Here is a 24,149-nt window from a genome sequence, read left to right as displayed (position 1 = left end):
AAGGCGCTTCAGCGAAAATCTGGCCAGATTCCGCCCTTCCCGGCTGCGGGCGGGCCTCAACGGCACCCCGCAACCTGAGAGGCCACGCAAGGGTTTCACGTCCTGACGTCCGGACGAGGGGGAGATCGGAGCGCTACTCCGTCCCAGTAACGCCCGGTCGACGATCGGCGATGACGGCCTCCCCGTCGGTGCAGAGTCGCGTGGAGACTCCGTACCGGGCAGGACGCGCCTGCGGCCCAGTCAGCCCAAGCAGTACGCAGAGCGCCGGCCGTGACGCGCGAACTGCCGGAGGGAGCAGGCAATATGAACTCGCCGATGAACTTCTCCACGGCATCGGCATCCCTGGCCCGACGTGCGGTGACTGCCGTGTCTTCGGGAACCTCCACCAGGACAGCCTCAAGTTCCTTGACACCTTGTTCAGCCGCATCCAGAGCACGCTCGCTCTGCGCAAGTCGGGCCGTCAGCCCCTGCTCCTTTCGCTCAGCCAGCACTTCCGCTCGACGCGCTCCTTGATTCCATGGTTCAGCCGCATGGTCCTCGAGCAGGTACTTATGGCACCCAGCAGCACGTCGACATCGTCGCGGGCGTTGCCCAGGAGAAAATTGCAGGACTGGCACAGGGCCCCTTCTCCGAACTACCGGGCCGTCCGTGATCCGGCGACGGGACGATCAGTCCCGAGAGGAAGGGCCGGAGAACGGCTGCGAACGGCGCGGGTGTTAGTTTCCTGCCCGTGTCAAAACACCAGGATGAGACCAGGGCGGCCTACGACGGGGTCGTCGAGCTCTATGCGTCGATGTTCACTAGCCGGTTGGAGACGCAGCCGTTCGCGCGGAACATGATCGGCACCTTCGCCGAGCTCGTGCGCGATTCGGGGAACCTGCGGGTAGCCGACGTCGGGTGCGGACCCGGTCATCTGACAGCCATGCTGCACGACTTGGGGTTGGACGCCTTCGGGCTCGACCTCTCCCCGGCCATGGTCGACCACGCTCGGCGGGCCCAGCCGTCGCTGCGGTTCGACGAAGCGCGCATGGAGTCCCTGCCGGTCGAGGAGGGCGCGCTCGGCGGGGTGCTGGCCCACTACTCGATGATCCATACCCCACCTGGAGAATTGCCCGCACTGCTCGCTGAGCAGGTGCGTGTCCTGGCACCAGGGGGTCTGCTCCTGGTGTCCTTCTTCGGGACCGAGGGGCCGGAACCGGTCCGCTTCGACCACAAGGTGGCGCCCGCCTATAGCTGGCCGGCGGAGCAGTTTGCCGAGTTGCTGGCCGGTGCCGGCCTTGTCACGGTGGCTAGGTTGCTCCACGACCCAGCGTCCGAGCGTGGCTTCCTCGACACCCACTTTCTGGCCCGCCGCCCGTAGAGCGTGCCCGTGGCCTGGGTCGGGGTGGTGTAGATCATCCGCGTGGATGAAGCTCGTCCGCGCCGCCGCGTTCTGTGCCGACGTCCACTGAGCATCGCCAGAGGTGACGACCGTCCTGGTCACGAAGGCTCCGGCGGTGTGGCCACGGTAGTGGTGTGAGCGACGATCTCCCGGAAGGTGGGAATTCCCAGGTCAACGGACTCCTGCTGCTGGGAGATCTGTACGTCGAGCTGGCTGAGTTTCTCCTCGGCGCCAGCCAGGCCGATCTGGAGACCTTCGACCTCGCCGAGCCAGCCTTCCGTCTCGGCTTCGGTGACTCGGGCGATCAAGTTGTCGCGGATCTCGGCAAGCCGTGCCCGTTGGGCCGGGTCAGGTCGGAGGAGTGGGCATCTGACACAAGCGCGTTCATGAATGCATGGGGTCCCGAAGGCGCGTGCGCAGGTACCGATGGACACCTTCCGTTTCTCGAAGTGGGCGAGGAAGGCGTCCCACTCCTCGTTCGTCGGGGTCCGGTATTCCTCGCTGGGACGAAGTGATCGACGGCGGGCGATGAACGCGCGGTGGGCTTCGATGGCGTCCGCCGGGTAGATGGCGTTGTAGCCCATCGTGGTGTTGATGTCGGAGTGACCTGCGAGGACCTGCGCGGTGCCCGTACCGAAGGCGAAGAGGCCGAGGAGCGGGACCAGCACCAGGGCGAACACCGGGCGGCCCGCCGTCAGGGCGAGCGCCGCCCAGCCGAGGGCGAGGGCGGCCATGCCCGTGGCGACGACGGCGACCTGGATCAAGGCGTGATGGCTGGCCTCCAGCATCTCCTCGATCCGGACGCCGGTGTGCTGCAGGAATTCGATCGTGGCCCAGGCCCAGAAGGCCCGTTCTCTTGCGCGTCGTCCGCGGCTTCGGCACCGTCTCCTCGGAGTAGCCTGCCTTCCGGTGTCGCCAGTGCAGGCGCTGGGGCTTGTTCGCGATCTGCATCCACCGGATGAAGTCCCGTGCATCAGTACGCGTTGCCCGGTTCCACTCGATGTTGAGAGCCCACAGAAACCGCCACCAGCGCAGCAGGTCCATGCCGTATGAGCGGACCGTGGAGGCAGGTTTGTCCTCTGCCTGCAACTCGGCGAAGAAGGCCCGGACGGGTCGACAACAACGCCATCCTGGTCGAGCAACTGGTACGGCGCCCACTGATCACCGGTCTCCTGCAGTCTGCCCAACTCGGGCAGGACGAACGCTGCCAAGTCCCGCTCGGGGACATCGCCTTGAAGCATCCTGAGAAGCTAGTGGAGAAGCCGTCTGACCTGCAAGAACTCACGAGTTAGTTCGGTTAACGGGCCGCGGACGACTCCGCTGCCATGGCAATGATCGACGGCGAATGTGTCGGACTTGAACCCCGATACAGCAGACGCGCAGATCATGCAAGCATCAACAGCGCGAACCACCCGCACCTGCTCCGGCGTCAGTCCGTACCTGCTTGCCGTGGTCTGCAACGCCTGAACTTCCGCCCAGGCTCGGCTCACGTTCCGACGCGCCTCACTCTCTCGGGCAAGGTAACAAGCGGCACTGACACAGCTCAGCGACCTGCGACTGACGGCGCACGCGCAGGGCCGCACCGTCATGGGTGGTACGGCTCCCGGCCATTGCCTCTGCCCCCACCTCGGCAGGGGACTTCCTGAGCGCCCACTTAGCCGCGCCTTAAACGCACCATAAGGATCCCCATCACCCCCTCCCAGCAGGCCTTTTCGGCCTTCCGAGCGGCTAGCTTGCTGATCGCCACCCCCCGACAGCTGTGCCGTATCGAAGGAGATCCACCCATGACCGCTCGTCGCAAGGCCGCCGGAATTCTCGCCCTCGGACTCGCACCGCTCGCGCTGGCCGGGTTGACCGCCACGCCGGCCGTCGCGCACGGTTCGCTGACCGACCCGGTGAGCCGGGTGTCGGCGTGCTTCGCGGAGGGTCCGGAGAGCCCGAAGTCGGCGGCGTGCCAGGCGGCGGTCGCGGCCGGTGGCGTGCAGGCGCTGTACGACTGGAACGGGGTCAACATCGCCAACGCGGCGGGCAAGCACCGTGACCTGATCCCGGACGGCAAGCTCTGCAGCGCGGCCAACGACAAGTTCAAGGGCCTCGACCTTCCGCGCGCCGACTGGCCGGCCACCGCGTTGTCGGCCGGCAAGCACACCTTCCGGTTCCGGGCGACGGCCCCGCACAAGGGGTCGTTCGAGCTGTACATGACCAAGCCGGGGTATGACGCCACGAAGCCGCTGGCCTGGTCGGACCTGGAGGCGAAGCCCTTCGCCGAGGTCACCGACCCGGTGCTGGAGAACGGTTCGTACGTCTTCGACGGGACGATCCCCGAGCGCTCCGGGCGTCAGCTCGTCTACACGATCTGGCAGCGTTCCGACTCCCCCGAAGCGTTCTACGCCTGCTCCGACGTGACGTTCGGCGGCGGTTCGGCGAGCGGCGGCGCGGCGGAGAAGGTCGAGGGTGAGCAGGGGTCCGGCGGTGACGCCGGTGCCGAGGCTCCGGCGCCGGCCCCCTCCGCGCCGTCCGAGGACGCGATCACCGAGGGGGCCGAGAAGTCGTCCGTCGAGCACAACGGCCACGGTGACGACGACGCGGACACCGGGGCGAAGGTCACCGCCGCCGCCCCGGCCGCCCCGGCGGAGAAGGCCGAGGGCAACGCCCCCGAGGTCAACACCGCGAGCAAGGACGAGGTGCTCGCCGAGACGGGTGGCTCCAGCAGCAGCACCTACCTGGCCATCGGGGGCGCCGGGGTCCTCGCGGCCGGTGCGGCCGTGCTGTTCGCCTCGCAGCGCCGCCGGGCCGCCGCCGCGACGGGCCGCCACAGCCGCTGACCGCAGCAGCGCCCCCCTTCGTACCCCTGCCGCGTCCCTCCGGGACGTCGGGCGCGGCAGGCCATGACGACGGGCCGGGGGTCAGTCATCCGCATCGGCGGACGGCGGACCCCCGGTCCGTCGTTGCGCGGCGGGTCAGCCGATGACCGAGGCGCAGGTGGTCGGCTTGGCACGGGCCGGGTCGAGAGCGTTGGCCACCTCGTGGAAGGCGATGCGGTCGATGGTCCCGATCGCCACGTGCTCGGACAGGTCGAGCGGGCACAGGTCCTGGAGCAGCACATTGCGTACGTTCGGGCCGTCCAGGTACTGCGTGCGGTACGGGGTCACGACCTGGTCGTACTTGGTCGCGATGACGGTGTAGCGGACGCCGGGAACGGTGTCGCCGCCCGCCGTGAGCTTGGTGATGAAGGGCGATCCCGCGACCTGGTCGGCGAGTCCGGGGGTCTTGTCGCTGATGAACTTCTCCACACCGGGGAAGTACGGCAGCAGTTTGGTGAGGCCGAGCAGCGTGGTGCCGTGGTTGTCCGGGGCGAGGCCGACGAGGGCGTTGACCTTGTCGGCGCCGCCGAGGAACTTCAGGTAGTAGTTCGGCATCATGCCGCCCTGGGAGTGGCCGACGATGTCGGCCTTCGGGGCTCCGGTGGCGTCCAGCACCTTGTCGACGAACACGTCGAGCTGTTCCGCGGACTTGTCGATGGGTCCGAGGCCGTGGAAGAACGGCACGCCGGGGAGCTGGCCGTAATCGAGGGAGAAGACGCAGTAACCCCGGTTGACCAGGTAGGGGGCGAGCACCAGCCAGTTGTCGATCGAGTTCCCGAAGGTTCCGTGGACCAGGACGACGGGGCGGGGATGGGCGGCGGAGGGCTTGCAGGAGTAGTCGTTCCAGCCACGCGATGTGGCCGTTTCGGCGGCCGGGGCCGCGCTCGCGGTCGCCGTAGGGGCGAAGAGAACGGTCAGGGCGAGAAGCAGGGCGGCGAGCAGACTGCGCGTGCGGGGAACGCGCGCAGCACGGAACCAGGGCAGCATCGTGGGATCTCCTTGCGGCTCAAGGGAGGTGCGATGGCGGTGCGCCCTGTGGCCCGGACCACAAGCTTTGTGTGCTCATGCCAAATTACGCACGAGTAAGCCGGCAAAGGAAGTTACGCGTCGGTAAAAAGTGGCGCACCCCTGGGCGGGACCACGTAATGGGGTGAGGGACGGTCGCGACGCCGCCGCTCCCGTCACGAATGACGGCGTGCGCATGAGCATGTCGCGCACCCCGATACGAGTACCTGAACCGATGCGGTGGGCCGCGGGACCGCGTTGGATCACCAGATGGACATCACAGCACCGCAGCCGCACCAGCCGACCGAAGAGGCTCCGGCCACGGCAGAGGGATCCGCCACCACGGACCGCACGCGCTTCTGGTCCGGCCTGTGCGCCGGCCTCTTCGTGCCCGCCGCCCTGCTCGCGGGGCTGCTGACCCTCACCGGCGAACGGGCGGGGCGCTGCATGACGTACGGGCAGCAGTGCGGCGACGCGCTGCCCGGCTGGCTCTTCGGCTGGAGCATCGCCCTGGCCGTCGTCGCCTGTGTCGTCGCCCTGGCCGCGACGGCCGTACGCACACGCCAAGCAGCCTTCGCCACCCAGCTCCTCGCGGAGTTCGTGGCCCTGACGGTGATCCTCAGCCACACGTGATCCGTGCCCGACGGTCGCACGCGGCGCGCGAACGCCGCCCCGAGGACACCTCGGCGCCCCCGTCCGACGCACGCCCCAACCCCCGGTGCCGGACGAACAATTCTAGATGTCCGCTCGGTGCGACATCTAGGCATGACGCGTTCATGACGACATGCTGCTCCTGCTCCCTCGCACCACCCGGCGAGGAGCGCCTCAGGAGCAACTCCATTCACCCCCACGGAGGTCGTTCATGCGTCGTCGCTTCACGGTTCCGCTCGCCGCGGTCGCCCTGTCACTCCCGCTCACCCTGGGATCCGCCGTCTCCGCCTCGGCCGCCCCCGCCGACAAGCCCCAGGTGCTCAGCTCCTGGACCCAGACCAGCGCCTCCAGCCACAACGCCTGGAACGCAGCCCGGGGCAACCAGGGTGCCTGGGCCGCGTACGGCTTCGACTGGTCGACGGACTACTGCAGCAGCTCCCCCGACAACCCCTTCGGCTTCCCGTTCCAGAACTCCTGCGCCCGCCACGACTTCGGGTACCGGAACTACAAGGCCGCGGGCGCGTTCTCCGCCAACAAGGCGCGGATCGACTCCGCCTTCTACGAGGACCTCAAGCGTGTGTGCGCCGACTACTCGGGCGCGACGAAGACCTCGTGCAACAGCACGGCCTGGACCTACTACCAGGCCGTGAAGGTCTTCGGCGTCTCCCCGGCGGACGCGGGCGTCCGGAATCTGCCCCAGGCCGCCTGAGCCGACCGCGCCCAGGGCATACGGGAAGGGCTCCCGGCGAACCGGGGGCCCTTCCTTGCGCCGTCGTACGGTGGAGCGGTGGTGCGTCAGCCGATCTCTGCGCCGTAGGCGGCCAGCGCCTCCGGTACCGGCTGGAAGAAGGTCGTGCCGCCCGAGGAGCAGTCGCCGCTGCCGCCCGAGGTCAGACCGAGCGCGGTGTCGCCCGCGAAGAGCGCGCCACCGCTGTCGCCCGGCTCGGCGCAGACCGTCGTCTCGATGAGGCCGTTGACGATGTCGCCGTTGCCGTAGTTGACCGTGGCGTCCAGCCCGGTGACCTCACCGTCGTGCACCTGAGTGGTGGAGCCGCTGCGGGTGACCGCCTGGCCGACCGTCGCGTCGCCCGCCTGGGTGATCGCCTGGGTGGAGCCGTCGTAGAGGTTCACCTCGCTCGGGTGCTCGATGTCCGAGGTGTACTTGACCAGGCCGTAGTCGTTCTCCGGGAAGCTGGAGCCCTCGTTCGCCCCGATCTCCGCGCCGCCCTGGCTGTCCGACCAGCTGGTGACCGACTCGGTGCAGTGCCCGGCGGTCAGGAAGTACGGCTCGCCGTCCTTGACCACGTTGAAGCCGAGCGAACAGCGGGAGCCGGAGCCCCAGATCGCGTCGCCGCCCGCGATCAGCGGCTTGAACTCACCCTTGGTCTTGGCGAGTTCGGCCTTGCCGCCGAGACCCTCGACCACGGCCGAGAGCTGCTTCCAGGCCGCGCCGTCGACCGTGCTGTCGGCGGTGACCTTCACCTTGTTGGTCACCGGGTCGACCGCCCAGGAGGTGCCCGGGATCGTCGCCTTGTCGGTGAGGGTCTGCCGGGCCGACTTCAGCTCGGTGAGGGAGTTCTCGACGATTCTGGCCTTGCCGCCCGCCTGGCGGACCTGCTCGGCGGCGGCCTTGTCGACGACGTTCACGACGAGGGTCTTCGCCGTGGTGTCGTAGTACGAGCCGGCCGCGTCCGCGCCCAGGTCACGGCCCAGGGTGTCGGCAAGCTTTCCGGCCGCGTCCGCGCTGAGGGTCTTGGCCGTGAACTCCGGCACATCGTCACTGGCGTTCGCAGACTGGAACGTGAATCCCGCTGCGACCAGAGCGACGACGGCCGAGCCGGCCAGCGTCGCGCGCTTCCTGGATATGCGTCGATGCTTCAACTTCGACCTCCTGTGGGGCCGTGCACGGAGCAAGTGGGGTGCCCGTACACGGAGGATGGGGCGCCCACTATTCCGAGGCCGGGAAACGCACACAAGGTCGACTTCCGGACGTGCACACGACACCGACGCTTCGCGCGCGGGTCGTTCACTTACCCGCGGTCATGCCATGTCGGTTCCCTTCGCAAACACCCGGTGCGACCGTCGACCGCCCCTGGGTGAGGACTAGTCCTGTCCGGTATTCGCCCCTGCGGTCCGGATGATGGGGCGTTCCGTCCGGATGGCGACGGGAATCCTCCGCCGACCCGCTCCCAGGACCTTCACAGTTCCTCATCGTCGAACAGTCCCCGTAACGCCTCTGATGGGTCATCATCGAAACGGCGGCCGGCGCCGGGACACACCGTGTTCGGACCGGCCGGGTGACCGGGCGACCGAGCGGGGAGGCACGGGTGCGCGATCGGGTGCGCGCGGCGGACGGGCGGCATCTGATGGTCGAGCGGATGGGCGACCCGCGGGGAAGACCGGTCTTCCTCCTCCACGGCACCCCGGGCAGCAGACTCGGCCCCGCCCCCCGCGGCATGGTCCTCTACCAGCGCCACACACAGCTCATCGCCTACGACCGCCCGGGCTACGGCGGCAGCGACCGGCACGAGGGCCGCCGGATCAAGGACGTCGTCGAGGACATCCGTGCCATCGCCGACGCGCTGGGTCTGGAGCGCTTCGCCGTGGTGGGCCGCTCCGGCGGGGCACCACACGCCCTGGCCTGCGCGGCGCTGATGCCGGAACGGATCACCCGGACCGCGGCCCTGGTCAGTCTGGCGCCCCGGGACGCGGCCGGGCTCGACTGGTTCGACGGGATGGCCGCGTCCAATGTGCAGGCGTACTCCACGGCGGCCGACGACCCGGAGAGCCTGGCGGCGTCCTTCATCGTCCGCTCGGCGCAGATCCGGCGCGACCCGGTCCGGCTCCTGGACGATCTGCGCCGGGAGCTGACCGACTCCGACCGGCTGGTCGTCAACGACGCGGGCATCCGGTCCATGCTGCTGCGCAACTTCAGCGAGGGGCTGCGTCACTCGGCCTGGGGCTGGATCGACGACGCCATCGCGTTCTGCCGCCCCTGGGGTTTCGATCCGGCCCGGATCACCGGCAGGGTGCTGCTCTGGCACGGGGTGAAGGACGTCTTCGCCCCGGTCGGCCACTCCCGGTGGCTGGCCGGACAGATCCCGGGCGCCACCGCCGTACTGGAGCCGGCGGCGGCCCACTTCGACGCGTTCCCCATGCTCCCCCGCGTCCTCGACTGGCTGCTGGACGAGCGGGAGCCGCCGGACGCGCCCCTGCCGGCCCTCGTGCCGGGAGGGTGAGCCCTCCCGGCACGGCGGGGGTCACACCGACATCGGCTCCAGCTCCCGCCGGAACCGCTCCTCGGTCCGGGCGATCCGGACCAGCGGATGGTCGTCGCCGAGCTGGCGCGACAGCTCGACGACGATCTCCGAACGCAACTGCGCCGCCTGGTCCTCCCGGCCCATGGCGTCCAGCGTGACCGCCATGTTCGAGGTCATGGCCAGGGTCTCCGGATGGTGCGCCCCGAGCGCTTCGCGCAACTGCCCGGACAGCCGCTGCTCGGTCTCCAGCACGATGTCGAGCTCGCCCCGGTCGGCCGTCGCGCTGGCCAGGTTCATCACGCAGAACAGGGTGTTGGGGTGCTCCCGGCCGAACGTCTCCCGCATGGTGGCGACGACCAGCTTCAGCACCCGCTCCGCCGCATCCGGCTCGCCGGCGCCCGTGAGGTAGACGCCGAGGTTGTTCTGCGCCGCCAGGGTGTACGGGTGCCTCTCCCCCGGCACCTTCATGTACTGGTCGACGACCTCCTGCGCCGTGTCCCTCGCCTCGACGCTCTCGCCCGCCGCGAACAGGTCTGCGGCCAGGTTGAGATCACAGGCCAGCGAATCGGGGTTGGCGGTGGTGTACTTCGCCCGGTAGCGGGCGCGGGTCGCCACCGTGAGGCGGCGGGCGTCCTCCAGCCGGCCCGCCCTGCGCAACGACACCGCGAGGCTCTTCGCGGCGCTCAGCGTGGCGGGGAAGCTGCGGCCCATCGTCTCCTTGAAGCTGTTGTACGTCGTGCTGAGCAGCCCCACCGAGTCCTCGTAGCGTCCGACTTCCCGCAGGTCACGGGCGAGGTTCATGGCGGAGGACAGGCTGTAGGGGTGCTCCGGACCGAGCACCTGGGAGCGGAGGTCGTAGACGTCCTGGTCGATCTCCCGGGCGCGGGCGTACTGGCCGACGCTGCGCAGGTTCAGGGCCAGGTTGTTGGCGGCGGCAAGGGTCCGGGGGTGGGAGTCGTGGAAGATCTGCCCGAACCCCTCGTGCGCCTCGGTCGCCATCTCGATCGCCCGGGCGTAGTCCCCGAGCAGACCGAGGTCGATGGCCAGGCTGCTGGTGGTCATGTACGTGTGCGGGTGCTCGGGCCCCAGCACCGCCCGCTGCCGCTCCAGGGTGAGCTCGTCCAGCTCCTTCGCCTCCACGTAACGCCCGCGGGTGCGCAGGATGTTGGAGAGGTGGAAGCAGAGGTAGAGGTACTGCAGGTCCCGCTCGCCCAGCTTCTCCCGCCAGATGTCCCGCAGCTCGTTGCCGAGCGCGCCCGCGGTCCTGACGTCGCCGCGCTTCCACAGGTAGCGGACCCGGTCGATCAGCAGCCTGCGGGTCTCCGGCTCCTTGCAGTTGCGGGCGTCGGAGGGACCGAGGTGCGGCCAGATCGTGGCGAAGCGCGGCCAGGTCTCCGGGTTGTCTATCGGCTCGTCGTCGTCGGGCCGGGCCCCGGCGAGGATGCGGTGGACGACGTGCCGGGCCTCGCGCTGCTCCTCCTCGCTGAGCTGCGCCTTGATCACCGCCTGGACGAGGCGGTGCACCTGGATCGAGTTGGAGACCTGGTCGACCTTGGCGAGGGCGAAGCGGCCGATCTCCCGGATGACCCGGCCCAGCACCAGCTTCTCCTGGAGCGAGGAGTCGTACGGCTTCAGCGCGTCGATCATCTCCTTGCTGTAGAGGAGGTTCGCGGAGATCGGCTCCGGGGCGAAGAAGGCGCAGAGCTGGAGCAGCCGTACCGCGGCGGGCGAGCGCTCCTTGAGCCGGGCGATGGAGATGTTCCAGGTCGCCGCGACCGGTTCCGGGTAGCCGACCGGCTGGTTGAGGGCGAGGACCTGGGGCGCCTGCCGGGCGAGCTGTTCGAGGTAGGCGTCGATGGGGGTGGCGGTCTCGGCGATCCAGGCGGCCGCCTGCTCCACGGCCAGCGGCAGGTCGCCCACCGCCGTGGCCACCTGGGCGGCGTCCTCGTCGCTGAGCCCCGGGGCCCGGCGCTGGAGGTGCTCGATGGACTCCTCGCGGAGGAAGACGTCCACGGGCAGCGCGTCCCCGTGCTGGGACCAGCTCTGGTTGCGGGAGGTCACCAGGATGTGGCCGGAGCCGCCTTGCGGGAAGTAGCGGCGCAGCTGCTCGGGGTCGTCCGCGTTGTCGAAAACCAGCAGCCAGCGGTCCGAGGGAACCCCGCGCCGCAGCAGGTCGACGGCTTCCTGGGAGGCGGCGGCCATGTCGTCGCCGCCCTGGGCGCCGAGCCTGACGGCGAGTTCGGCGAGCGAGGCGACCACGTCGTCGGGCTGCTCGGACGATATCCACCACACCAGGTCGTAGTCGGCCATGAAGCGGTGCACGTACTCCAGGGCGACCTGGGTCTTGCCGACGCCGCCGAGTCCGTACAGGGTCTGCGGCTGCGGCAGGACGACGGCGAGGCCGCCGCCGAGCTGGTCGCGCATCCGCTCCAGGACGAGCGAGCGGCCGGTGAAGCCGGGGTTGCGGGGCGGCGCGTTCCAGATCCTCGGCACGGTGCCGGGGAAGCGGGGCCCGGGCGAGACCCCGTCGGCGACCTGCACCGGGCGGTCCAGGGCCCGCATCACGGCGGTGGTGGCGTGCACCTCGTCCAGCCGGAAGAGGTCGACCGGATTGCGGTCGATGTACGGGGACGACAGGCGTACGTCCCCGACGCGCAGCGGGACCAGCCGGCGGCGGCCGCTGCCGATGGCCTCGGCGGCGGTCCGTTCCCACAGCTCGACCGCGCGCTGGGACTTCAGGTACGCGCTGGAGAGCAGGACCACGGTGCGGGCCGCGTTCTCCGGGGCGGTGTCGGCCGCCTCCTCCGGGGGTCGTTCGGCGGAGACGTCGCGCGGGACGACCCGGAAGCCGGCCCGGGAGAGGATCGACTCCAGCCAGTCGGCCCACATCCGGTTCTCCGCCACATAGCTGAGGTGGAGGTCGGCGGGCAGGGCGGGCCTGCGCCGGGTGAAGGCGTCACGGATCCGCAGGCGTGCCTCTTCGCCGATCGGGGGCATCGAGGTGATCTCCCGGTCGGTGATGACCGCGGTGAGCCGTTCGAAGGCGGAGAGCAGCGAGTTGGTGAGCCCGGCCTCGTCGCCGAAGGTGGCCAGCGTCTCCTCGTAGGCGTAGTAGGGGCGGTACGGGATCTCCACCGCGCCCCAGTAGGCGGTGAGTTCGTCGCCGGACAGGTCGCGCGGCAACCGGTCGAACTTGAGCCGGGCCAGGGCCCGTCCGGCGTCCGCCTTCTCCTTCTCGCCCTCGTCGATCCGCATCGGTACGGGGTAGAGGGCGATCGGGCGGCCGGTGTTGCGCTCGGCGATCTGGCGGGCGACGGAAGCCGCGCCGTCGATGGACTGGTCGCTGAGGGTGAAGCAGTCGACGAGCACGTCCGGGAGGTGGACGGTGCAGATGTCGGCGATGTCGCTGAGGCCGGTCCGGCTATCGATGAGGACGTAGTCGTAGTTGGCCTTCATGTCGTCGCGCAGGGCGTCGAAGAAGTGGCCGCCGCCGAAGCGGTCGTAGAAATTGTCCCAGTCGAAGGTGGAGACGGTGGCGCTGTACTCGCGGTTCTGCCGTCCGGCGGAGACGAAGTCGAGCGTGCCGCCCTGCGGGAACTCCCAGCCGAGCGACTCCGGGGTCAGCGACACGGCGTGCGGCTGGATGCGGGCGTAGTCGCGGTGCCAGTCCTCGGCGCGCTGGGCGGGGCTGGTCGCGGCCCAGGCGTACTCGGTGATCAGGTCGATCACTCCGGTGGTGGCACCCAGGGTGGCCGGGTCGAGGAAGGGGTGGAAGAACCGGTGGAGTCCGGGGGCCTCCAGGTCCCAGTCGACGGCCAGCACCCGCTTGCCGTTGGCCGCGAGGATCCAGGCCGTGTTGGCGAGCGCCATGGTGCGCCCGGTACCGCCCTTGTACGAGTAGAAGGTGACGATGCGCCCGTCACGACCGGCACTCATAGGTCCTCCGCTTCCGTCGCAGGGTCGTGCGGGTCGGGTATGTAGCTCGTGTTGCCCATGGGGCCGGTGAGCCGGGTCCGCTCGCCGGATCCGCCGCCGGATCCGGGTGGGTAGGCCTTGGCGTGTTTCAGATACTGCTGGGCGGCCACCTCGACCACCTGGGGCAGGAGCTGGCCGAACGCCTCCATGGTGGGCACTCCTTTCGCGGCGGCCCGGCAGAGGGCGCGGCCCTGGCCCATCTTGATCGGCATGGTCGCTTCGAGCTTCTCGGTGAGCTCGCTCTCCGCCGCTCTGCTCTGGTGGTCGTCGCGGCTCCAGGGCACGACCATGGTCACCCAGGGCCGGTTCTCCGCGTCGAAGGCGGCGAGCCTGCGGCGGTGGTCCTCGTCCCGCAGGGCCCAGCGGTCGACGAGCAGGATCTCGGGGGTGCTGGGCGGGGCCTTGCCGTCGTGCCGGTCCTCGTCGAACGAGGTGATGACGGCCTGGTAGTTGAGGGAGCGGACCAGTTCCTCGGCGACATAGGCCAGCGGCCGGGCGGAGGCGGGATAGTACGGGTTCCAGTCCTGGGGGTGGTCGCCGTAGTGGTCGCTGTTGCGTCCCTCGGGCAGGTCGTGGCGGGTGGGCGCCGCGATGGTGATCTGCATCGGCCGGGGTGCGCCGACTCCGCTGCTGGGGGAGCCGAAGGCGCTGGGGGCCAGGCGGTAGTCGACGGGCCGGCCGGTGTCGATGCGGACCGAGTCGGCGACGCTGACGATGCGTTTGGCCAGTTCGTAGACGGCCCGTTCGTACTCCTCGGCGAAGAGTCTGAGCTTGATCAGACCGTAGAGGCCGTCGCTGACGTACCGTTCGCCGAAGTCACGGTGGTTGAACTGCAACCGTTCGGCGGAGCCGGGCAGTTGGCTCGGGGGCACCGGCACCCAGAGCGCGGGGACGATGGCCTCGGCCGGCTGGTTGGAGCGGGCCCGGTGGTGGATGGCCCGCTGTTCGAAGGCGTACCACTCCTTGCCGCACATCTCGCTGGCGAAGTAGCGCGGCGAGAACAGCGGGACGAAGACCCGGCAGGTGGCGAGGACGTCGCCGAGCCGTTCCGACCAGCCCTCGCCGGAGCGTATCTCCCGGTCCATGAAGCCCGCAGGCGCTCCGGCGGGTAAGTCGGTCATGGCCATCACATGGCCGCAGAGATCCTGGAAAAGCCGTTCGACCCACATGTCGGGGTCCGTACCGGCGCCGTACCCCGGTGTGTGGGCGTAACTCAGAAAGAAATACGGCCGATGGCCCACCGCTCGCTGTTGCGTCGATGCGTGCACACGACCCCCGTCCTGTGTGAGCACTCGCATCCCGGAAGGAGGAAGGGAGTGCAAGCGAACTCATCATTCCGGAGCGGACCGCTTTCCACCCCCCTGCTGTTCGGTCATTCGAACGTCACTTTCCGGTCAGACGTCGCGACGTTGGATTCATGACCGCACGGCGATCTCCTTGCGGACAGCGGCGATCAGTTGTTTGCCGTCGACCGTCACCTCCGCCGCGTTTTCGATCATGTCGAGCGCTTCCGGAACACCCGTGAGGTAGTGCGGATCGTAAAGCCCGAGCCCCGCCCGTTCGAAAGTCTCGGCCAGCAGTCGGGAGAACGTCACGTGTTCGCTCCCCCAGGGCGTTCGATGTTCCCAGGTACCGTCCAAGGCGTAAAGATCCGTCACTTCACCGAGCGCCCGCAGTTTCACTCGGCGAAACCCGCTGAGCAGGCCGAGTGCCAGCTCCTTCGCGCCCACCACCGGCCCGACGCCGAGCGCGCCGGGACCGTGTCGCCCCGGCTCGACCACCCCGGTGAACAGGGGGGTCAGCGTGGTGATCGTCCGGGCCGCCTCGGCCGCCTGGCCGGGAACGGCGTCGGCCAGCAGCGACCAGGCCTCGGCGACCCGGTCCGCCCAGGCGTCGGCCTCCTCCGCTTCGAGGCGGTCGGTCGCGGGAGCGTCGAACCGGTCGCGGAAGGGGTCGAGGTCGTCGAGCAGGAGTACGGGGGCCGGCGCGCGGCGCAGCACGTGCATGGGCAGCCAGTGCGGGCCTTCGGGCTCGTCGGGGGCGATGCGCAGCTCCGTACCGGGCGCGGCCTCCCGGCGGACGACGAATCCGCCGCTGGTGGCACGTACCACTGCCGCTCCCCGCTTCTCCGGGCCGCCGAGGAGCACGGTGCCGAGGGTGGGCAGGTGCAGGCCTCCGTTTCGGTACGCCACGGGTACGGGCAGGTCGAGTCCGGCCCGGACGGCGGCGGCGGCCACGGTCGCGGCGAGCCGTTCGGCGGCGGGCCCGGTCAGGCCTCGGCCCGCCTCGACGTCCTCCAGGGCGTCGACCAGCCAGGTGCGGGTGTAGGGGTGCGCGAGGACCGCGTCGAGCGCATCGGCGCCCGCGGTGTCCGCCTCGACCGTCGCCGCGAGCCGCCAGGCGTCGTCCCAGAGCGCCCCGCCCCGCCCGTCGAGGGTGTCGTGGAGAGCCGCGAGCAGGGTCCGGGTCAGGTCCAGGTGGGCGGCGAGCAGCTCGTCGGGCGACCGGACGGCGGGCGACTCGATCGCGGCGGCGGTACGTTCCTCGATGCCGCGGATCAGGGCGGCCAGGTCGGCGCAGTAGACCGACGGGTTGTCGAAGCCGCCGCCCGAGAGGCTTTCGGGGCCGTGGTCGGAGCGGTACCGGTGGGTGTAGAGCCCGCCGCCGCACGAGCGCACGACCGGGCAGCGGCGGCAGGTCTCGCTGACTCCGGCCAGACCGAGCTGCCGTGCCCGGACGCCGGGGTGGGCCGCGACCTCGTCGAAGGTGTTGCGGAAGACGTCGAACCCGGTGGCGGCGGCGCCCTCGTAGGCGCTCTTGAGCGAGTCGACCTGTTCCAGCTTCCCGTCGGTCTCGATGACGACGAGGTCGGTGGGGGCCAGGCCCAGGGACTCGGTGAGGCTGGGGCCGCCGCTCAGGCTGGAGAGCACCGAGGCGAACATCCGGACGGGCATGGGGCGGCCCTGTTCCGTCCAGCGGTCGAAGACCGTGAGGAGCCAGTCGGCGTACGCGGTGGGCGATCCGTCCGGCCGCGGCGGCGGGTCGTCCCAGGTGGCGTGCGGCAGCAGGAAATCGACGAGCGGGGGTTCGAGCACGGCGAGGGCGTCGTGCACGGCCACCGGGTCGTTGTGGATGTCGACCGTGCACAGCAGGCCGAGGTCCAGATGGCGGTAGCGCTCCTCGCGGAGCAGTTCGACCGCTCGCATCACCATCGGGTGACTGCTGCGTCCGTTGGCGAACCGGCGGTGGCGGTCGTTGGCGGCGCGGTCGCCGTCGAGCGAGATCCCGACCCGGACGTGGAACTCGTCGAAGAGGTCGAGGTAACGGGGGCTGAGCTGGACGCCGTTGGTGTGGATCCTGAGGTCCAGCTCAGCGATGCCGTGCAGGGCCGAGCCGAGCTCCTCGCAGACCCGTCGCAGTCGCGCGGGCCCCGCCAGGAGCGGTTCCCCGCCGTGCAGGATCACTGTGACGGAGGGAAGCGCATGTGTCGTCGCATGCTCGGCCAGGCGCCGGGCAGTCCAGGAAATTGCCTCGTCAGAGATGGTCTTCGGGCGGGTCAGCCAGCTCTGATCTGCATGTTCGTAGACATAACAGTGGTCACAGGCGAGATCGCACCTGCTGTGCACTTTGAGAACGAATTCACGGAAGGGGACCAGGGGTCCTGTCATTCCGCCATTCTAGCCACTCCTGACGACTGCTCAGAGAGCGGAGCTGAAAGTGGAAATCCGGGTGGACCGGCCCGTTGTCGCACCGATTGCACGGCTGAGCTTCCTGGCGGCCTCGGCGCTGCGGACGTCGGTCGCCGCGAGGGTTGCGCGGGTCTTCGCAGAGGCGAAGGCGGGGGTGGTTCCGTAGGTCTTCACGGCCGTCCTAGGGGGATCCTGAAGGGGTCTGTTTCCGGACATTGAAACGCTTCCGGATTCCGTGTCATCACACGGCCCGGCACGCGCACTTTACTACCGCCGGGGCCCCTCCACATGCCGGCGGAGGCGCCTTCATTCCAGTGTTTCGAAACACGAAACATGCCTTCTGTGCGGCTGCCCGGGTGAGCGGGGAACGCGTCGCGGGACGTGCGGGCCGGAAAGCCGGCCTGCCCGCCGCCGGCTCTCGCAGGTGAGAGGCTTTCCGGCGGTTTCGGAGCCGCCCACACCCGTGCCGGGCGCGCCTGTCGTGAAGCGCCTGCCAGGACCTCGGCCCCACCCGTCGAAACGCCTCGGCGGGGTCGGCCGTTCACTCGTTCACCGGTTCCGCGCCGGGGACGTTGTATTCGGCGCGGGCGCCGCGCAGGCAGTCCAGGACGCGTTCGTAACTGTCGCCCACGACGTCCGTGACCCGGACCCGGTTGTGGAGCGACTCGACCTCCTCGACGCACCGCCGCGAGAAGATCCCCACCGGCACGGTCTCGTAGTTCCCGGCGCCGACCAGCGGAAAGCCCGTCACGAAGGCGATGAGCTGGTAGTCCTGCCCCGCGGTGAGCCCGCCCGCCGTCAGGGCGGCCACGACGTCCGGGACGGCGTCCCAGGGCGCCGCCGCCTCTTCCGGCCCGCCGCGCAGCCCTCGGTGAGCAGTCCTTTGCGCCAGGAGCCCCGGTAGCCGAGGTAGGGCCGGACCCCGTACGGGCGTACTGCGCCCTTGCCAGGACGGCGCCTCGATGGCCCCTCCCCCGCCCGGAGGTGGCCGCACCCGTCGAGGCGGGGGCGTCAACTCACTGTCCTATCCGCCCAGTTGCGCAACCTCGCGACAGTGCCGCCGGGCGAGGAAGGCCGCCTGCGCGGAAGTGGCCGAACCCTGTCGTGGTGACCGTCCGAGGGGCCGGGACGCTCTTGCCGCCTCCGGTGCTCCCCCCTACTCTCGTGGGCCCGGGCGGGTCAGGCGCGACGACCGGGTCATACGACAACTGCAGACGGAGGCGACCATGACGGCGCTGCCCGAGCCGCTGAGATCCATGGTCTTCAGGAACGACGACCTGCCGGCCCTGTTCCACCACACGGACGCGGTCGCCGTGGCCCGCCAGCGTGAGGCCGTGAACACCACCCGGGCGCAGCTGGCCCTGCTCGTGGTCGGGACGGTCCCGGCCGCGCTGCCCTGGCACGCCGAGGACGGTCCGGCGGGCCGGGTCCTGTACGGCGGGGCGGTGCTGGCCTATCTGGGCGTGCTCTTCGCGACCTTTCTGGCCTCCCAGCGCAAAGCAAAGTCGCATTGGCAACTGAACCGCTCCGCAGCGGAGTTCATCAAATCGAACTGCTGGCGTTACGCGGTGCACGGCGCACCGTTCGACAGCTCCGCCGAGCATCCGGAGGCGCTGTTCGCCAATCGCCTGGAGGACGGTCTCCAGGAGTTGCGGAAAGTGGGCTGGGCCGATCCGCGCGAGGAACTGCCGGATTCCGGCGGCCTCATCACGGAGTCCATGCGGGCGTTACGGAACAAGGCCTACACGGTCCGCAAGGAAACATATGTACGGGACCGGCTCATCGAACAACGCCGTTGGTACCGCCGGCGTCAGCAGGCCTCCCGGCGCGGGGCGCTGATGTGGTCGGGCGCGATCGTCGCGCTGACGCTCCCGGCGCTGGCGCTGAGCGTGCTGCAGACCTTCGGGGTGGGCCGGTCGTTCGGTCTGACGGGGGCGCTGTCCGCGGCGGCGGCGGCCTGCCTCGCCTGGAACGAGATGCGGCGGCACCATCCGTTGATCTCGGCGCACTCGCTGGTGGAGAAGGACCTGGAGTCGATGCAGGCCGCCATGGAGACCACCCTCACCGAGCGGCACTGGCCGGCGGCGGTGTTCGAGACCGAGCGGATCGTGTCGCCCGAGCACACCGACTGGCTGGTCAGACACCGCGTGTGAGCTGCTCGCCGGGCGGCCCGGGTCAGCCCCGCAGCACTCCGTCGCGCCAGATCACGGTGACCGGGCGGCCCAGGGCGCGGGCGTACGTCACGATGTCGCCGGTGCCGCCGAGGCCGCGGGCGGGCAGGCCGTCCCAGACCGCGAGGAGCCGGTCGCAGTGGTCGGCGATGTAGGCGCCCGCCGCGTAGTAGGCCTCGTCGGTGGAGTGCGGGAAGTCGAGCCGGACCTCCTGTGCCGCGCGCGCCTTGAGTTTCCGGTAGCGGGCGAGGTCGTCGGCGTTCTCGAAGCAGGCCTCGTAGTCGCCGCTGGGGATCACGGCGGTCAGTTCGGCACCGCAGGTGAGGGCGAGGTCGGCGAAGAGCTGGTCGGCGCCGACCGCCAGGCTGGAGAGTGCCTGAGTGGCGCGGTCGCGGCCGCAGAGCGCGGCCCGCAGCCCGGCGAGCACATGGGCCTCGGCCTCGACGGGGATGGAGCGGTGACCGGTCACTCCGATGCGGTACACGGACCTGCTACCCCCTGATGCCAGCGGAGCGCACCCCGGGAGCGCCCCCGCCCCCGCCGCCCCGTCACGACGACCCGTCGCGACATCCTCTCAAGAGCCCCCCGGCGAGCGGGAGCCCCCGTCCGGAATTCCGGACGGGGGCACGTATGTACGGACAGCTCCGTACCTGGCCGGCAGGGCCGGTCAGTACACGCTGACGCCGTACGCGTTCAGGGCTTCCACGACCGGCTGGAAGAAGGTCGTGCCGCCGGAGGAGCAGTTGCCGCTGCCGCCGGAGGTGAGACCGATCGCCCGGGTGCCGGAGTAGAGCGGGCCGCCCGAGTCGCCGGGCTCGGCGCACACGTTGGTGCGGATCATGCCGTAGACGACGTCGCCGCCCCCGTAGTTGACGGTGGCGTTGAGTCCGGTGACCGATCCCCTGTGGGTGCCGGTGGTGGAGCCCCGGCGGGTGACGGACATGCCGACGGAGGCGTTGGCGGCGCTGGTGATGTCCTGGCCGCCGACCGTGCCGTCCTTCGGGATGGAGGAGTTGGTGTAGCGCACGATCCCGTAGTCGTTGTTCGGGAAGCTCGATCCGGCGGTCGTGCCGAGCACCGTGGTGCGGCCGGAGTTGGCCCACCACGTGGTCGCGCCGTCCGTGCAGTGACCGGCGGTGAGGAAGTAATAGGTGCTGCCGCTGCGGACGTTGAAGCCCAGCGAGCAGCGGCCGGTGCTGGAGTAGATCGCGTCGCCGCCGGAGATCAGCTTGGTGAACTTTCCGGGGGTGCGCTCGATGCGCAGCGCGTCGGCGTTGGCGCCCGCCGACTTCTTGATCCGGTTGATCTCCGCCTTCGAGACCGTGCTGTCGACGGTGACGACGAGGCGCTTGGTCTGCGGGTCGATGTTCCAGGCGGTGCCCGCGATATCGGCGCCGAGCACGGCGTCGCTCGCCGCGGTCAGCTGGTTGGCGCTGAACGTTCGGGGGGTTTCGGCGTTCGCCGTGGGGATGGCCATCGCCGCGACGGCGGCGAGCCCCGCGAGGACGGCCGTGGTACGGACGCGTCTCGCCGCGTTGGAGCGGGGGTTGGTGCGCTTGATCCTCACTTCGGGTTCCTCCGAGGGGAATCGGGGGCCCTCCTGTGGGGTGGCGGGCCCGTGAGGCGCAGTCGGGGGCCTGTCCGGATTCCGGAATTACCATGCCCCTGACAATCGCTGACCGGAGTATCGAGGGGCCCCGACAGGAGGCGCAAGAATGCCTTTCGGCCACGCGGGCCACAGACGTTCCCGCCCCGGTCGCCGAGACGTCTCCGGCCCCGGGAGCCGTGGGGCTGCCGGGGCCGGAGTGACCGCTCGCGGGTCAGGCGTCGATCCGGTTCCGCTCCCCCGCCGGGACGGCCACGGTGAGCGTGTTGCCCGGGGGCGGGAAGGGGCAGATGAAGTGGTCGGCGAAGGCGCACGGCGGCAGCAGCACGCGGTTGAGGTCGACGCTCACGCTGCCGTCGGCGGCGGGCGCGCCGGGCCGCAGGAAACGGAAGCGGTAGCTGCCGTTCCCGCTGGTCGCGTCGGCGAAGACGGCCCACAGCGACCCGTCGGGCTCGACGGCCACCTGGAGTGTGTGCTCCTCGCCGTCCAGCGTGAAGGCGATCTCCCCGCCGAGGCCGAGACCGCGCTCGACCCCGTCCGCGTTGGCCACCCGTACGGTCCGGTCCCCGCTGTGCGGACGGAAGGTCCCGGGCACCGTCCAGCGGGGGTCGTACGGGGTGGCCTCGATGGTCGAGAAGGCGTGCCGGGCCGGTGATCCCGGATCGAAGTCCCGTACCGCCCACAGCCCTTCGCGGCGGAGCACCACGAGACGCCGCTCCCCCTGCGCGACCCGGGAGTCGTCGATCGGCCCGCGGTCCGCGCCGAGGCGGACCTCGCCGGTCAGGGGCTTGCCGTCGACGACGATGCCGTCCTCGGGGGCGGCCGTGAGGACCACCCCGTCGCCGTCCTCGCGCCAGTGACCGGGGACGGCCGGAATTCGCCCTTCCGGGTGGTCGGAGAGCCAGTGGGTTCCGGTCAGGGAGAGCGGGCCGTACGGGGAGGCGACGGCGACGACGCGCCCCTCGTGCCACCGCTGCCAGTCCCGCGCGGCGTCCGGCCCGCCGCCGGCCTGCTCCTGCTGCTGTGCGTCCGTGCTCATGCGGTCAACCTTTCCATACCGGCTCCGGGAGGCCGAGGTGCGACCGCAGCGTGGAGCCGGTGTATTCGGAGCGGAACGCGCCGCTCTCCTGGAGGAGCGGGACGACCCGGTCGACGACGTCGTCCAGGCCGCCAGGGGTCAGATGAGGGACGAGGATGAACCCGTCGGCGGCCCGTCGGTCGACGAAGGCCGTCAGCTCAGCCGCGACAGTGCCGGGCGAGCCGATGAACGACTGCCGGGTGGTCGTCTCGATGACGGTCCCGCGCAGCGAGAGCCCCTTGGCCTCGGCGAGCGCGCGCCAGCGGGCGACGATCGCGAAGGGGTCGCCGTGCCGGACCCGGCCCTGGGTGATCTCGGAGTCGGGGGCCGGGTCGATGTCGGGGAGCGGCCCGTCGGGGTCGTACGCGGAGAGGTCGGTGCCCCAGATCTGCTCGGCGGCGAGGATCGCGTTCTGCGGGGAGACCTGCTGACGGCGGATCTCGGCGGCCTTCTCCTGGGCCTCGGCATCGTTGTCGCCGACGACCACGGTGACCCCGGGCATGATCTTGAGGCTGTCGGCCTCCCTGCCGTACGCCGCGAGGCGGCCCTTGACGTCGGCGTAGAAGTCCCGGCCCGCCTCCAGGGTGCCGTGCCGGGTGAAGATGATGTCGGCGGCCGACGCGGCGAACTCCCGGCCCTCGGAGGAGTCCCCGGCCTGGATGACGACGGGGTGTCCCTGCGGCGAGCGCGGGACGGTGAACTCACCGGAGACCGTGAACTGCGGCCCCTCGTGGGCGAACGGCCGCGAGACGCCGTCGGGCGTCCAGGAGTCCCACAGCTCGCGGGCGGTGGCGACGAACTCGGCGGCCCGGGTGTAGCGGTCGGCCCGGTCCAGATAGCCGCCCCGGCGGAAGTTCTCCCCGGTGAAGGCGTCGGAGGAGGTCACGACGTTCCAGGCGGCACGGCCCCCGCTGAGGTGGTCGAGGGTGGCGATCCGGCGGGCCAGCTCGTAGGGCTCGTTGAAGGTGGCGTTCACGGTGGCGGCGAGGCCGAGCCGTTCGGTGACGGCGGCCAGCGCGTTCAGCACGGTCAGCGACTCGGGGCGGCCGACCACGTCGAGGTCGTGGACACGGCCGTTGTGCTCGCGCAGCCGCAGCCCCTCGGCGAGGAAGAAGAAGTCGAACTTCCCGCGCTCCGCGGTCCGGGCCAGCTGCTCGAAGGAGGAGAAGTCGATCTGGCTGCGGGAGCGCGGATCGGCCCACACGGTGGTGTTGTTAACGCCCGGGAAGTGGGCGGCGAGGTGCATCGGACGGGGCACGGTCAGGCCTCCTTCGCGGCGGCCCGGGCAGCGGCGTACCGGCTGGCGGGGCGTACGAGCCCCAGGTGTTCGCGCAGGGTGCCGCCGGGGTGGAAGGTGCGGAAGAGGCTGCGGTGCTGGAGGAGGGCCACGGTGCCGTTGACGATCCTTTCGAGGTCGCGTTCGGGAGTGATGGGCGTGAGGTGGAAGCCGTCGGCCGCGCCCGCCCGGTGCCACTGGGCGATGAGGTCCGCCAGGTCGACCGGCCCGCCCCGGAAGTAGGTGCCGCGCCCGGCGAGTTGCGGTCCGCTCTCCAGGCCGGGTTCCGGCGCGGTCTCGACGTCGCCGAGGTCGACGGTGAGCGCGACCAGGACGCGGAGGGCCTCGGGGTCGCGCCCGTGGGCGGCGGCCTTGCGGCGCACCTCGTCGCGGACGGCGGCCGCCTGCTCGGGGATGGTGGCCCGGATGTGGACGACGTCGGCGTGCCGGGCGGCCGCCTCGCGGGCCGGGGCGGTGGTGGCGTCGATGACGGTGACGGGGCGGCCCTGCGGCGGGCGCGGCACGATCGCCGGGCCCTTCACCGTGAAGGTGGAGCCCTGGAAATCGACGTAGTGCAGCTTGTCCCGGTCGATGAAGCGGCCGGTGGCGGCGTCCCGGATCTCGGCGTCGTCCTCCCAGCTGTCCCACAGCCGCCCGGACACGTCGGCGACCTCCCCGGCCTCCTGCCACAGTTCGGCAGGGGGCGCGGCCGGGCGTCTGCCGAAGAGCCGGGCCTCCGCCTCGGTGGTGGAGACGTCGGCGCTCCAGCCCGCGCGGCCCCGGCTCACCCAGTCCAGGGTGGCGACGGCCGAGGAGACGTGGAAGGGCTCGGTGTGGGTGGTGGTGACGGTGGGGACGAGGCCGATGCGGTCGGTGGCGGGCGCGACGCGGGCGAGGACGGCGAGCGCGTCGAGCCCGGGTCGGGCGAAGGAGTCGCCGAGGGTGACGTAGTCGAGCGCGCCGTCCTCGGCGAGCCTCGCCAGCCGGAGGTAGTGCCCGGCGTCGTAGTACGGCGGGCCGCCGATCTCGGCGGCCAGATGGAGGGGTGTACGGGCGGACATGGCGGGGACCTCTCGGGTCGGAAGCGGGTCGGGGGCCTCGCGGGGGTCGTCGTGGCCGGGCCGGACGGAGCCCGGCCACGACCGCAGCACCGCCCCGGCGGCAGCTCGTGGTCTTGGGGCGGCCCGGCGGGG

19 protein-coding genes and 1 pseudogene are annotated in these 24,149 nt (G+C 70.6%); 6 read left to right on the top strand and 14 right to left on the bottom strand.

The features are described from left to right. Positions 1 to 730 precede the first annotated feature (730 nt). Positions 731 to 1,360, top strand: a complete 630-nt coding sequence (locus ACFWM7_RS01730) for a class I SAM-dependent methyltransferase (RefSeq protein ID WP_383253804.1) — start codon at positions 731 to 733, stop codon at positions 1,358 to 1,360. A gap of 119 nt (positions 1,361 to 1,479) precedes the next feature. Here ACFWM7_RS01730 and ACFWM7_RS01725 read toward each other — a convergent pair whose 3' ends face one another. The 3 genes and pseudogenes from ACFWM7_RS01725 to ACFWM7_RS01715 all read right to left on the bottom strand — a co-directional run bounded on the left by ACFWM7_RS01725 (position 1,480) and on the right by ACFWM7_RS01715 (position 2,970). After that, the gene (locus ACFWM7_RS01725) at positions 1,480 to 2,169 is read right to left on the bottom strand and encodes a hypothetical protein (RefSeq protein WP_383253803.1); all 690 of its coding nucleotides are present in this window, start codon (positions 2,167 to 2,169) and stop codon (positions 1,480 to 1,482) included. 208 nt (positions 2,170 to 2,377) lie between these two features. Further along, positions 2,378 to 2,425 (bottom strand): annotated as a pseudogene (locus tag ACFWM7_RS01720) (hypothetical protein); the annotation flags it as partial. Positions 2,426 to 2,631: 206 nt separating this feature from the next. Next, entirely contained in the window at positions 2,632 to 2,970 is a 339-nt protein-coding gene (locus ACFWM7_RS01715; RefSeq protein ID WP_383253802.1) for an endonuclease domain-containing protein, read from the bottom strand. 195 nt (positions 2,971 to 3,165) lie between these two features. On the opposite strand from ACFWM7_RS01715, the gene ACFWM7_RS01710 reads away from it, so the two are divergent. Further along, entirely contained in the window at positions 3,166 to 4,206 is a 1,041-nt protein-coding gene (locus tag ACFWM7_RS01710) for a lytic polysaccharide monooxygenase (RefSeq protein ID WP_383253800.1), read from the top strand. Between the two features lie 135 nt (positions 4,207 to 4,341). On the opposite strand, the gene ACFWM7_RS01705 is transcribed toward ACFWM7_RS01710, so the two are convergent. Then, on the bottom strand, positions 4,342 to 5,232 hold the full coding sequence (locus tag ACFWM7_RS01705) for an esterase/lipase family protein (RefSeq protein ID WP_383253798.1): 891 nt from the start codon (positions 5,230 to 5,232) through the stop codon (positions 4,342 to 4,344). A gap of 288 nt (positions 5,233 to 5,520) precedes the next feature. Here ACFWM7_RS01705 and ACFWM7_RS01700 point away from each other — a divergent pair, with 288 nt between their 5' ends. Together ACFWM7_RS01700 and ACFWM7_RS01695 are read left to right on the top strand one after the other, a co-directional pair. Continuing rightward, on the top strand, positions 5,521 to 5,883 hold the full coding sequence (locus ACFWM7_RS01700) for a hypothetical protein (RefSeq protein ID WP_383253796.1): 363 nt from the start codon (positions 5,521 to 5,523) through the stop codon (positions 5,881 to 5,883). Between the two features lie 229 nt (positions 5,884 to 6,112). After that, positions 6,113 to 6,610: a phospholipase gene (locus ACFWM7_RS01695; RefSeq protein WP_383253794.1), complete on the top strand. Its 498-nt coding sequence runs from the start codon at positions 6,113 to 6,115 to the stop codon at positions 6,608 to 6,610. Positions 6,611 to 6,696: 86 nt separating this feature from the next. On the opposite strand, the gene ACFWM7_RS01690 is transcribed toward ACFWM7_RS01695, so the two are convergent. Next, a complete protein-coding gene (locus ACFWM7_RS01690) occupies positions 6,697 to 7,875 on the bottom strand; it encodes a S1 family peptidase (protein WP_383253792.1) in 1,179 nt (392 codons plus the stop codon). Between the two features lie 353 nt (positions 7,876 to 8,228). Here ACFWM7_RS01690 and ACFWM7_RS01685 point away from each other — a divergent pair, with 353 nt between their 5' ends. Next, a complete protein-coding gene (locus tag ACFWM7_RS01685; protein ID WP_383253791.1) occupies positions 8,229 to 9,140 on the top strand; it encodes an alpha/beta fold hydrolase in 912 nt (303 codons plus the stop codon). A 21-nt stretch (positions 9,141 to 9,161) separates the two neighbouring features. On the opposite strand, the gene fxsT is transcribed toward ACFWM7_RS01685, so the two are convergent. The 4 genes from fxsT to ACFWM7_RS01665 all read right to left on the bottom strand — a co-directional run bounded on the left by fxsT (position 9,162) and on the right by ACFWM7_RS01665 (position 17,636). After that, entirely contained in the window at positions 9,162 to 13,097 is a 3,936-nt protein-coding gene (gene fxsT / locus ACFWM7_RS01680; RefSeq protein WP_383253789.1) for an FxSxx-COOH system tetratricopeptide repeat protein, read from the bottom strand. Then, a complete protein-coding gene (gene fsxC / locus ACFWM7_RS01675) occupies positions 13,094 to 14,434 on the bottom strand; it encodes an FxsC protein (RefSeq protein ID WP_205081642.1) in 1,341 nt (446 codons plus the stop codon). Before fsxC ends, fxsT begins: the two co-directional genes overlap by 4 nt. A gap of 117 nt (positions 14,435 to 14,551) precedes the next feature. After that, positions 14,552 to 16,804, bottom strand: a complete 2,253-nt coding sequence (gene fxsBH / locus ACFWM7_RS01670; RefSeq protein ID WP_383253787.1) for a radical SAM/SPASM protein FxsBH, inactivated beta-hydroxylase extension form — start codon at positions 16,802 to 16,804, stop codon at positions 14,552 to 14,554. 562 nt (positions 16,805 to 17,366) lie between these two features. Next, positions 17,367 to 17,636: a hypothetical protein gene (locus ACFWM7_RS01665; protein WP_383253785.1), complete on the bottom strand. Its 270-nt coding sequence runs from the start codon at positions 17,634 to 17,636 to the stop codon at positions 17,367 to 17,369. Between the two features lie 415 nt (positions 17,637 to 18,051). Here ACFWM7_RS01665 and ACFWM7_RS01660 point away from each other — a divergent pair, with 415 nt between their 5' ends. Then, entirely contained in the window at positions 18,052 to 18,978 is a 927-nt protein-coding gene (locus tag ACFWM7_RS01660; protein ID WP_383253783.1) for a DUF4231 domain-containing protein, read from the top strand. A gap of 22 nt (positions 18,979 to 19,000) precedes the next feature. Here ACFWM7_RS01660 and ACFWM7_RS01655 read toward each other — a convergent pair whose 3' ends face one another. The 5 genes from ACFWM7_RS01655 to ACFWM7_RS01635 all read right to left on the bottom strand — a co-directional run bounded on the left by ACFWM7_RS01655 (position 19,001) and on the right by ACFWM7_RS01635 (position 24,017). Then, complete coding sequence (locus tag ACFWM7_RS01655) at positions 19,001 to 19,480, bottom strand: hypothetical protein (protein WP_383253781.1); 480 nt, start codon at positions 19,478 to 19,480, stop codon at positions 19,001 to 19,003. 183 nt (positions 19,481 to 19,663) lie between these two features. Beyond that, positions 19,664 to 20,563 carry a S1 family peptidase gene (locus tag ACFWM7_RS01650; protein WP_383253780.1) on the bottom strand — a complete coding sequence of 300 codons (900 nt, stop codon included), beginning with the start codon at positions 20,561 to 20,563 and terminating at the stop codon, positions 19,664 to 19,666. 253 nt (positions 20,564 to 20,816) lie between these two features. Beyond that, positions 20,817 to 21,641: a DUF1684 domain-containing protein gene (locus ACFWM7_RS01645; RefSeq protein ID WP_383253778.1), complete on the bottom strand. Its 825-nt coding sequence runs from the start codon at positions 21,639 to 21,641 to the stop codon at positions 20,817 to 20,819. A gap of 4 nt (positions 21,642 to 21,645) precedes the next feature. Then, positions 21,646 to 22,926 carry an NtaA/DmoA family FMN-dependent monooxygenase gene (locus ACFWM7_RS01640; protein ID WP_383253908.1) on the bottom strand — a complete coding sequence of 427 codons (1,281 nt, stop codon included), beginning with the start codon at positions 22,924 to 22,926 and terminating at the stop codon, positions 21,646 to 21,648. Between the two features lie 14 nt (positions 22,927 to 22,940). Further along, positions 22,941 to 24,017, bottom strand: a complete 1,077-nt coding sequence (locus ACFWM7_RS01635; protein WP_383253904.1) for an LLM class flavin-dependent oxidoreductase — start codon at positions 24,015 to 24,017, stop codon at positions 22,941 to 22,943. Between the last annotated feature and the right edge of the window lie 132 nt (positions 24,018 to 24,149).

It is taken from the genome of Streptomyces sp. NPDC058375, assembly GCF_042723425.1.
In the GTDB taxonomy this organism is placed as follows: Bacteria; Actinomycetota; Actinomycetes; order Streptomycetales; family Streptomycetaceae; genus Streptomyces; species Streptomyces durocortorensis.
Note: the sequence above shows the minus strand (reverse complement) of the source record. Positions and strands in the feature narration are given on the sequence as shown.

What these genes read in the sequence shown, in the direction of transcription:
- fxsBH (WP_383253787.1), bottom strand. Translation starts at nt 16,804, where the DNA reads ATGACAGGACCCCTGGTCCCCTTCCGTGAATTCGTTCTCAAAGTGCAC.
- ACFWM7_RS01705 (WP_383253798.1), bottom strand. Translation starts at nt 5,232, where the DNA reads ATGCTGCCCTGGTTCCGTGCTGCGCGCGTTCCCCGCACGCGCAGTCTG.
- ACFWM7_RS01695 (WP_383253794.1), top strand. Translation starts at nt 6,113, where the DNA reads ATGCGTCGTCGCTTCACGGTTCCGCTCGCCGCGGTCGCCCTGTCACTC.
- ACFWM7_RS01710 (WP_383253800.1), top strand. Translation starts at nt 3,166, where the DNA reads ATGACCGCTCGTCGCAAGGCCGCCGGAATTCTCGCCCTCGGACTCGCA.
- ACFWM7_RS01640 (WP_383253908.1), bottom strand. Translation starts at nt 22,926, where the DNA reads ATGCACCTCGCCGCCCACTTCCCGGGCGTTAACAACACCACCGTGTGG.
- ACFWM7_RS01715 (WP_383253802.1), bottom strand. Translation starts at nt 2,970, where the DNA reads ATGACGGTGCGGCCCTGCGCGTGCGCCGTCAGTCGCAGGTCGCTGAGC.
- fsxC (WP_205081642.1), bottom strand. Translation starts at nt 14,434, where the DNA reads ATGCGAGTGCTCACACAGGACGGGGGTCGTGTGCACGCATCGACGCAA.
- ACFWM7_RS01660 (WP_383253783.1), top strand. Translation starts at nt 18,052, where the DNA reads ATGACGGCGCTGCCCGAGCCGCTGAGATCCATGGTCTTCAGGAACGAC.
- ACFWM7_RS01725 (WP_383253803.1), bottom strand. Translation starts at nt 2,169, where the DNA reads ATGCTGGAGGCCAGCCATCACGCCTTGATCCAGGTCGCCGTCGTCGCC.
- ACFWM7_RS01635 (WP_383253904.1), bottom strand. Translation starts at nt 24,017, where the DNA reads ATGTCCGCCCGTACACCCCTCCATCTGGCCGCCGAGATCGGCGGCCCG.
- fxsT (WP_383253789.1), bottom strand. Translation starts at nt 13,097, where the DNA reads ATGAGTGCCGGTCGTGACGGGCGCATCGTCACCTTCTACTCGTACAAG.
- ACFWM7_RS01700 (WP_383253796.1), top strand. Translation starts at nt 5,521, where the DNA reads ATGGACATCACAGCACCGCAGCCGCACCAGCCGACCGAAGAGGCTCCG.
- ACFWM7_RS01645 (WP_383253778.1), bottom strand. Translation starts at nt 21,641, where the DNA reads ATGAGCACGGACGCACAGCAGCAGGAGCAGGCCGGCGGCGGGCCGGAC.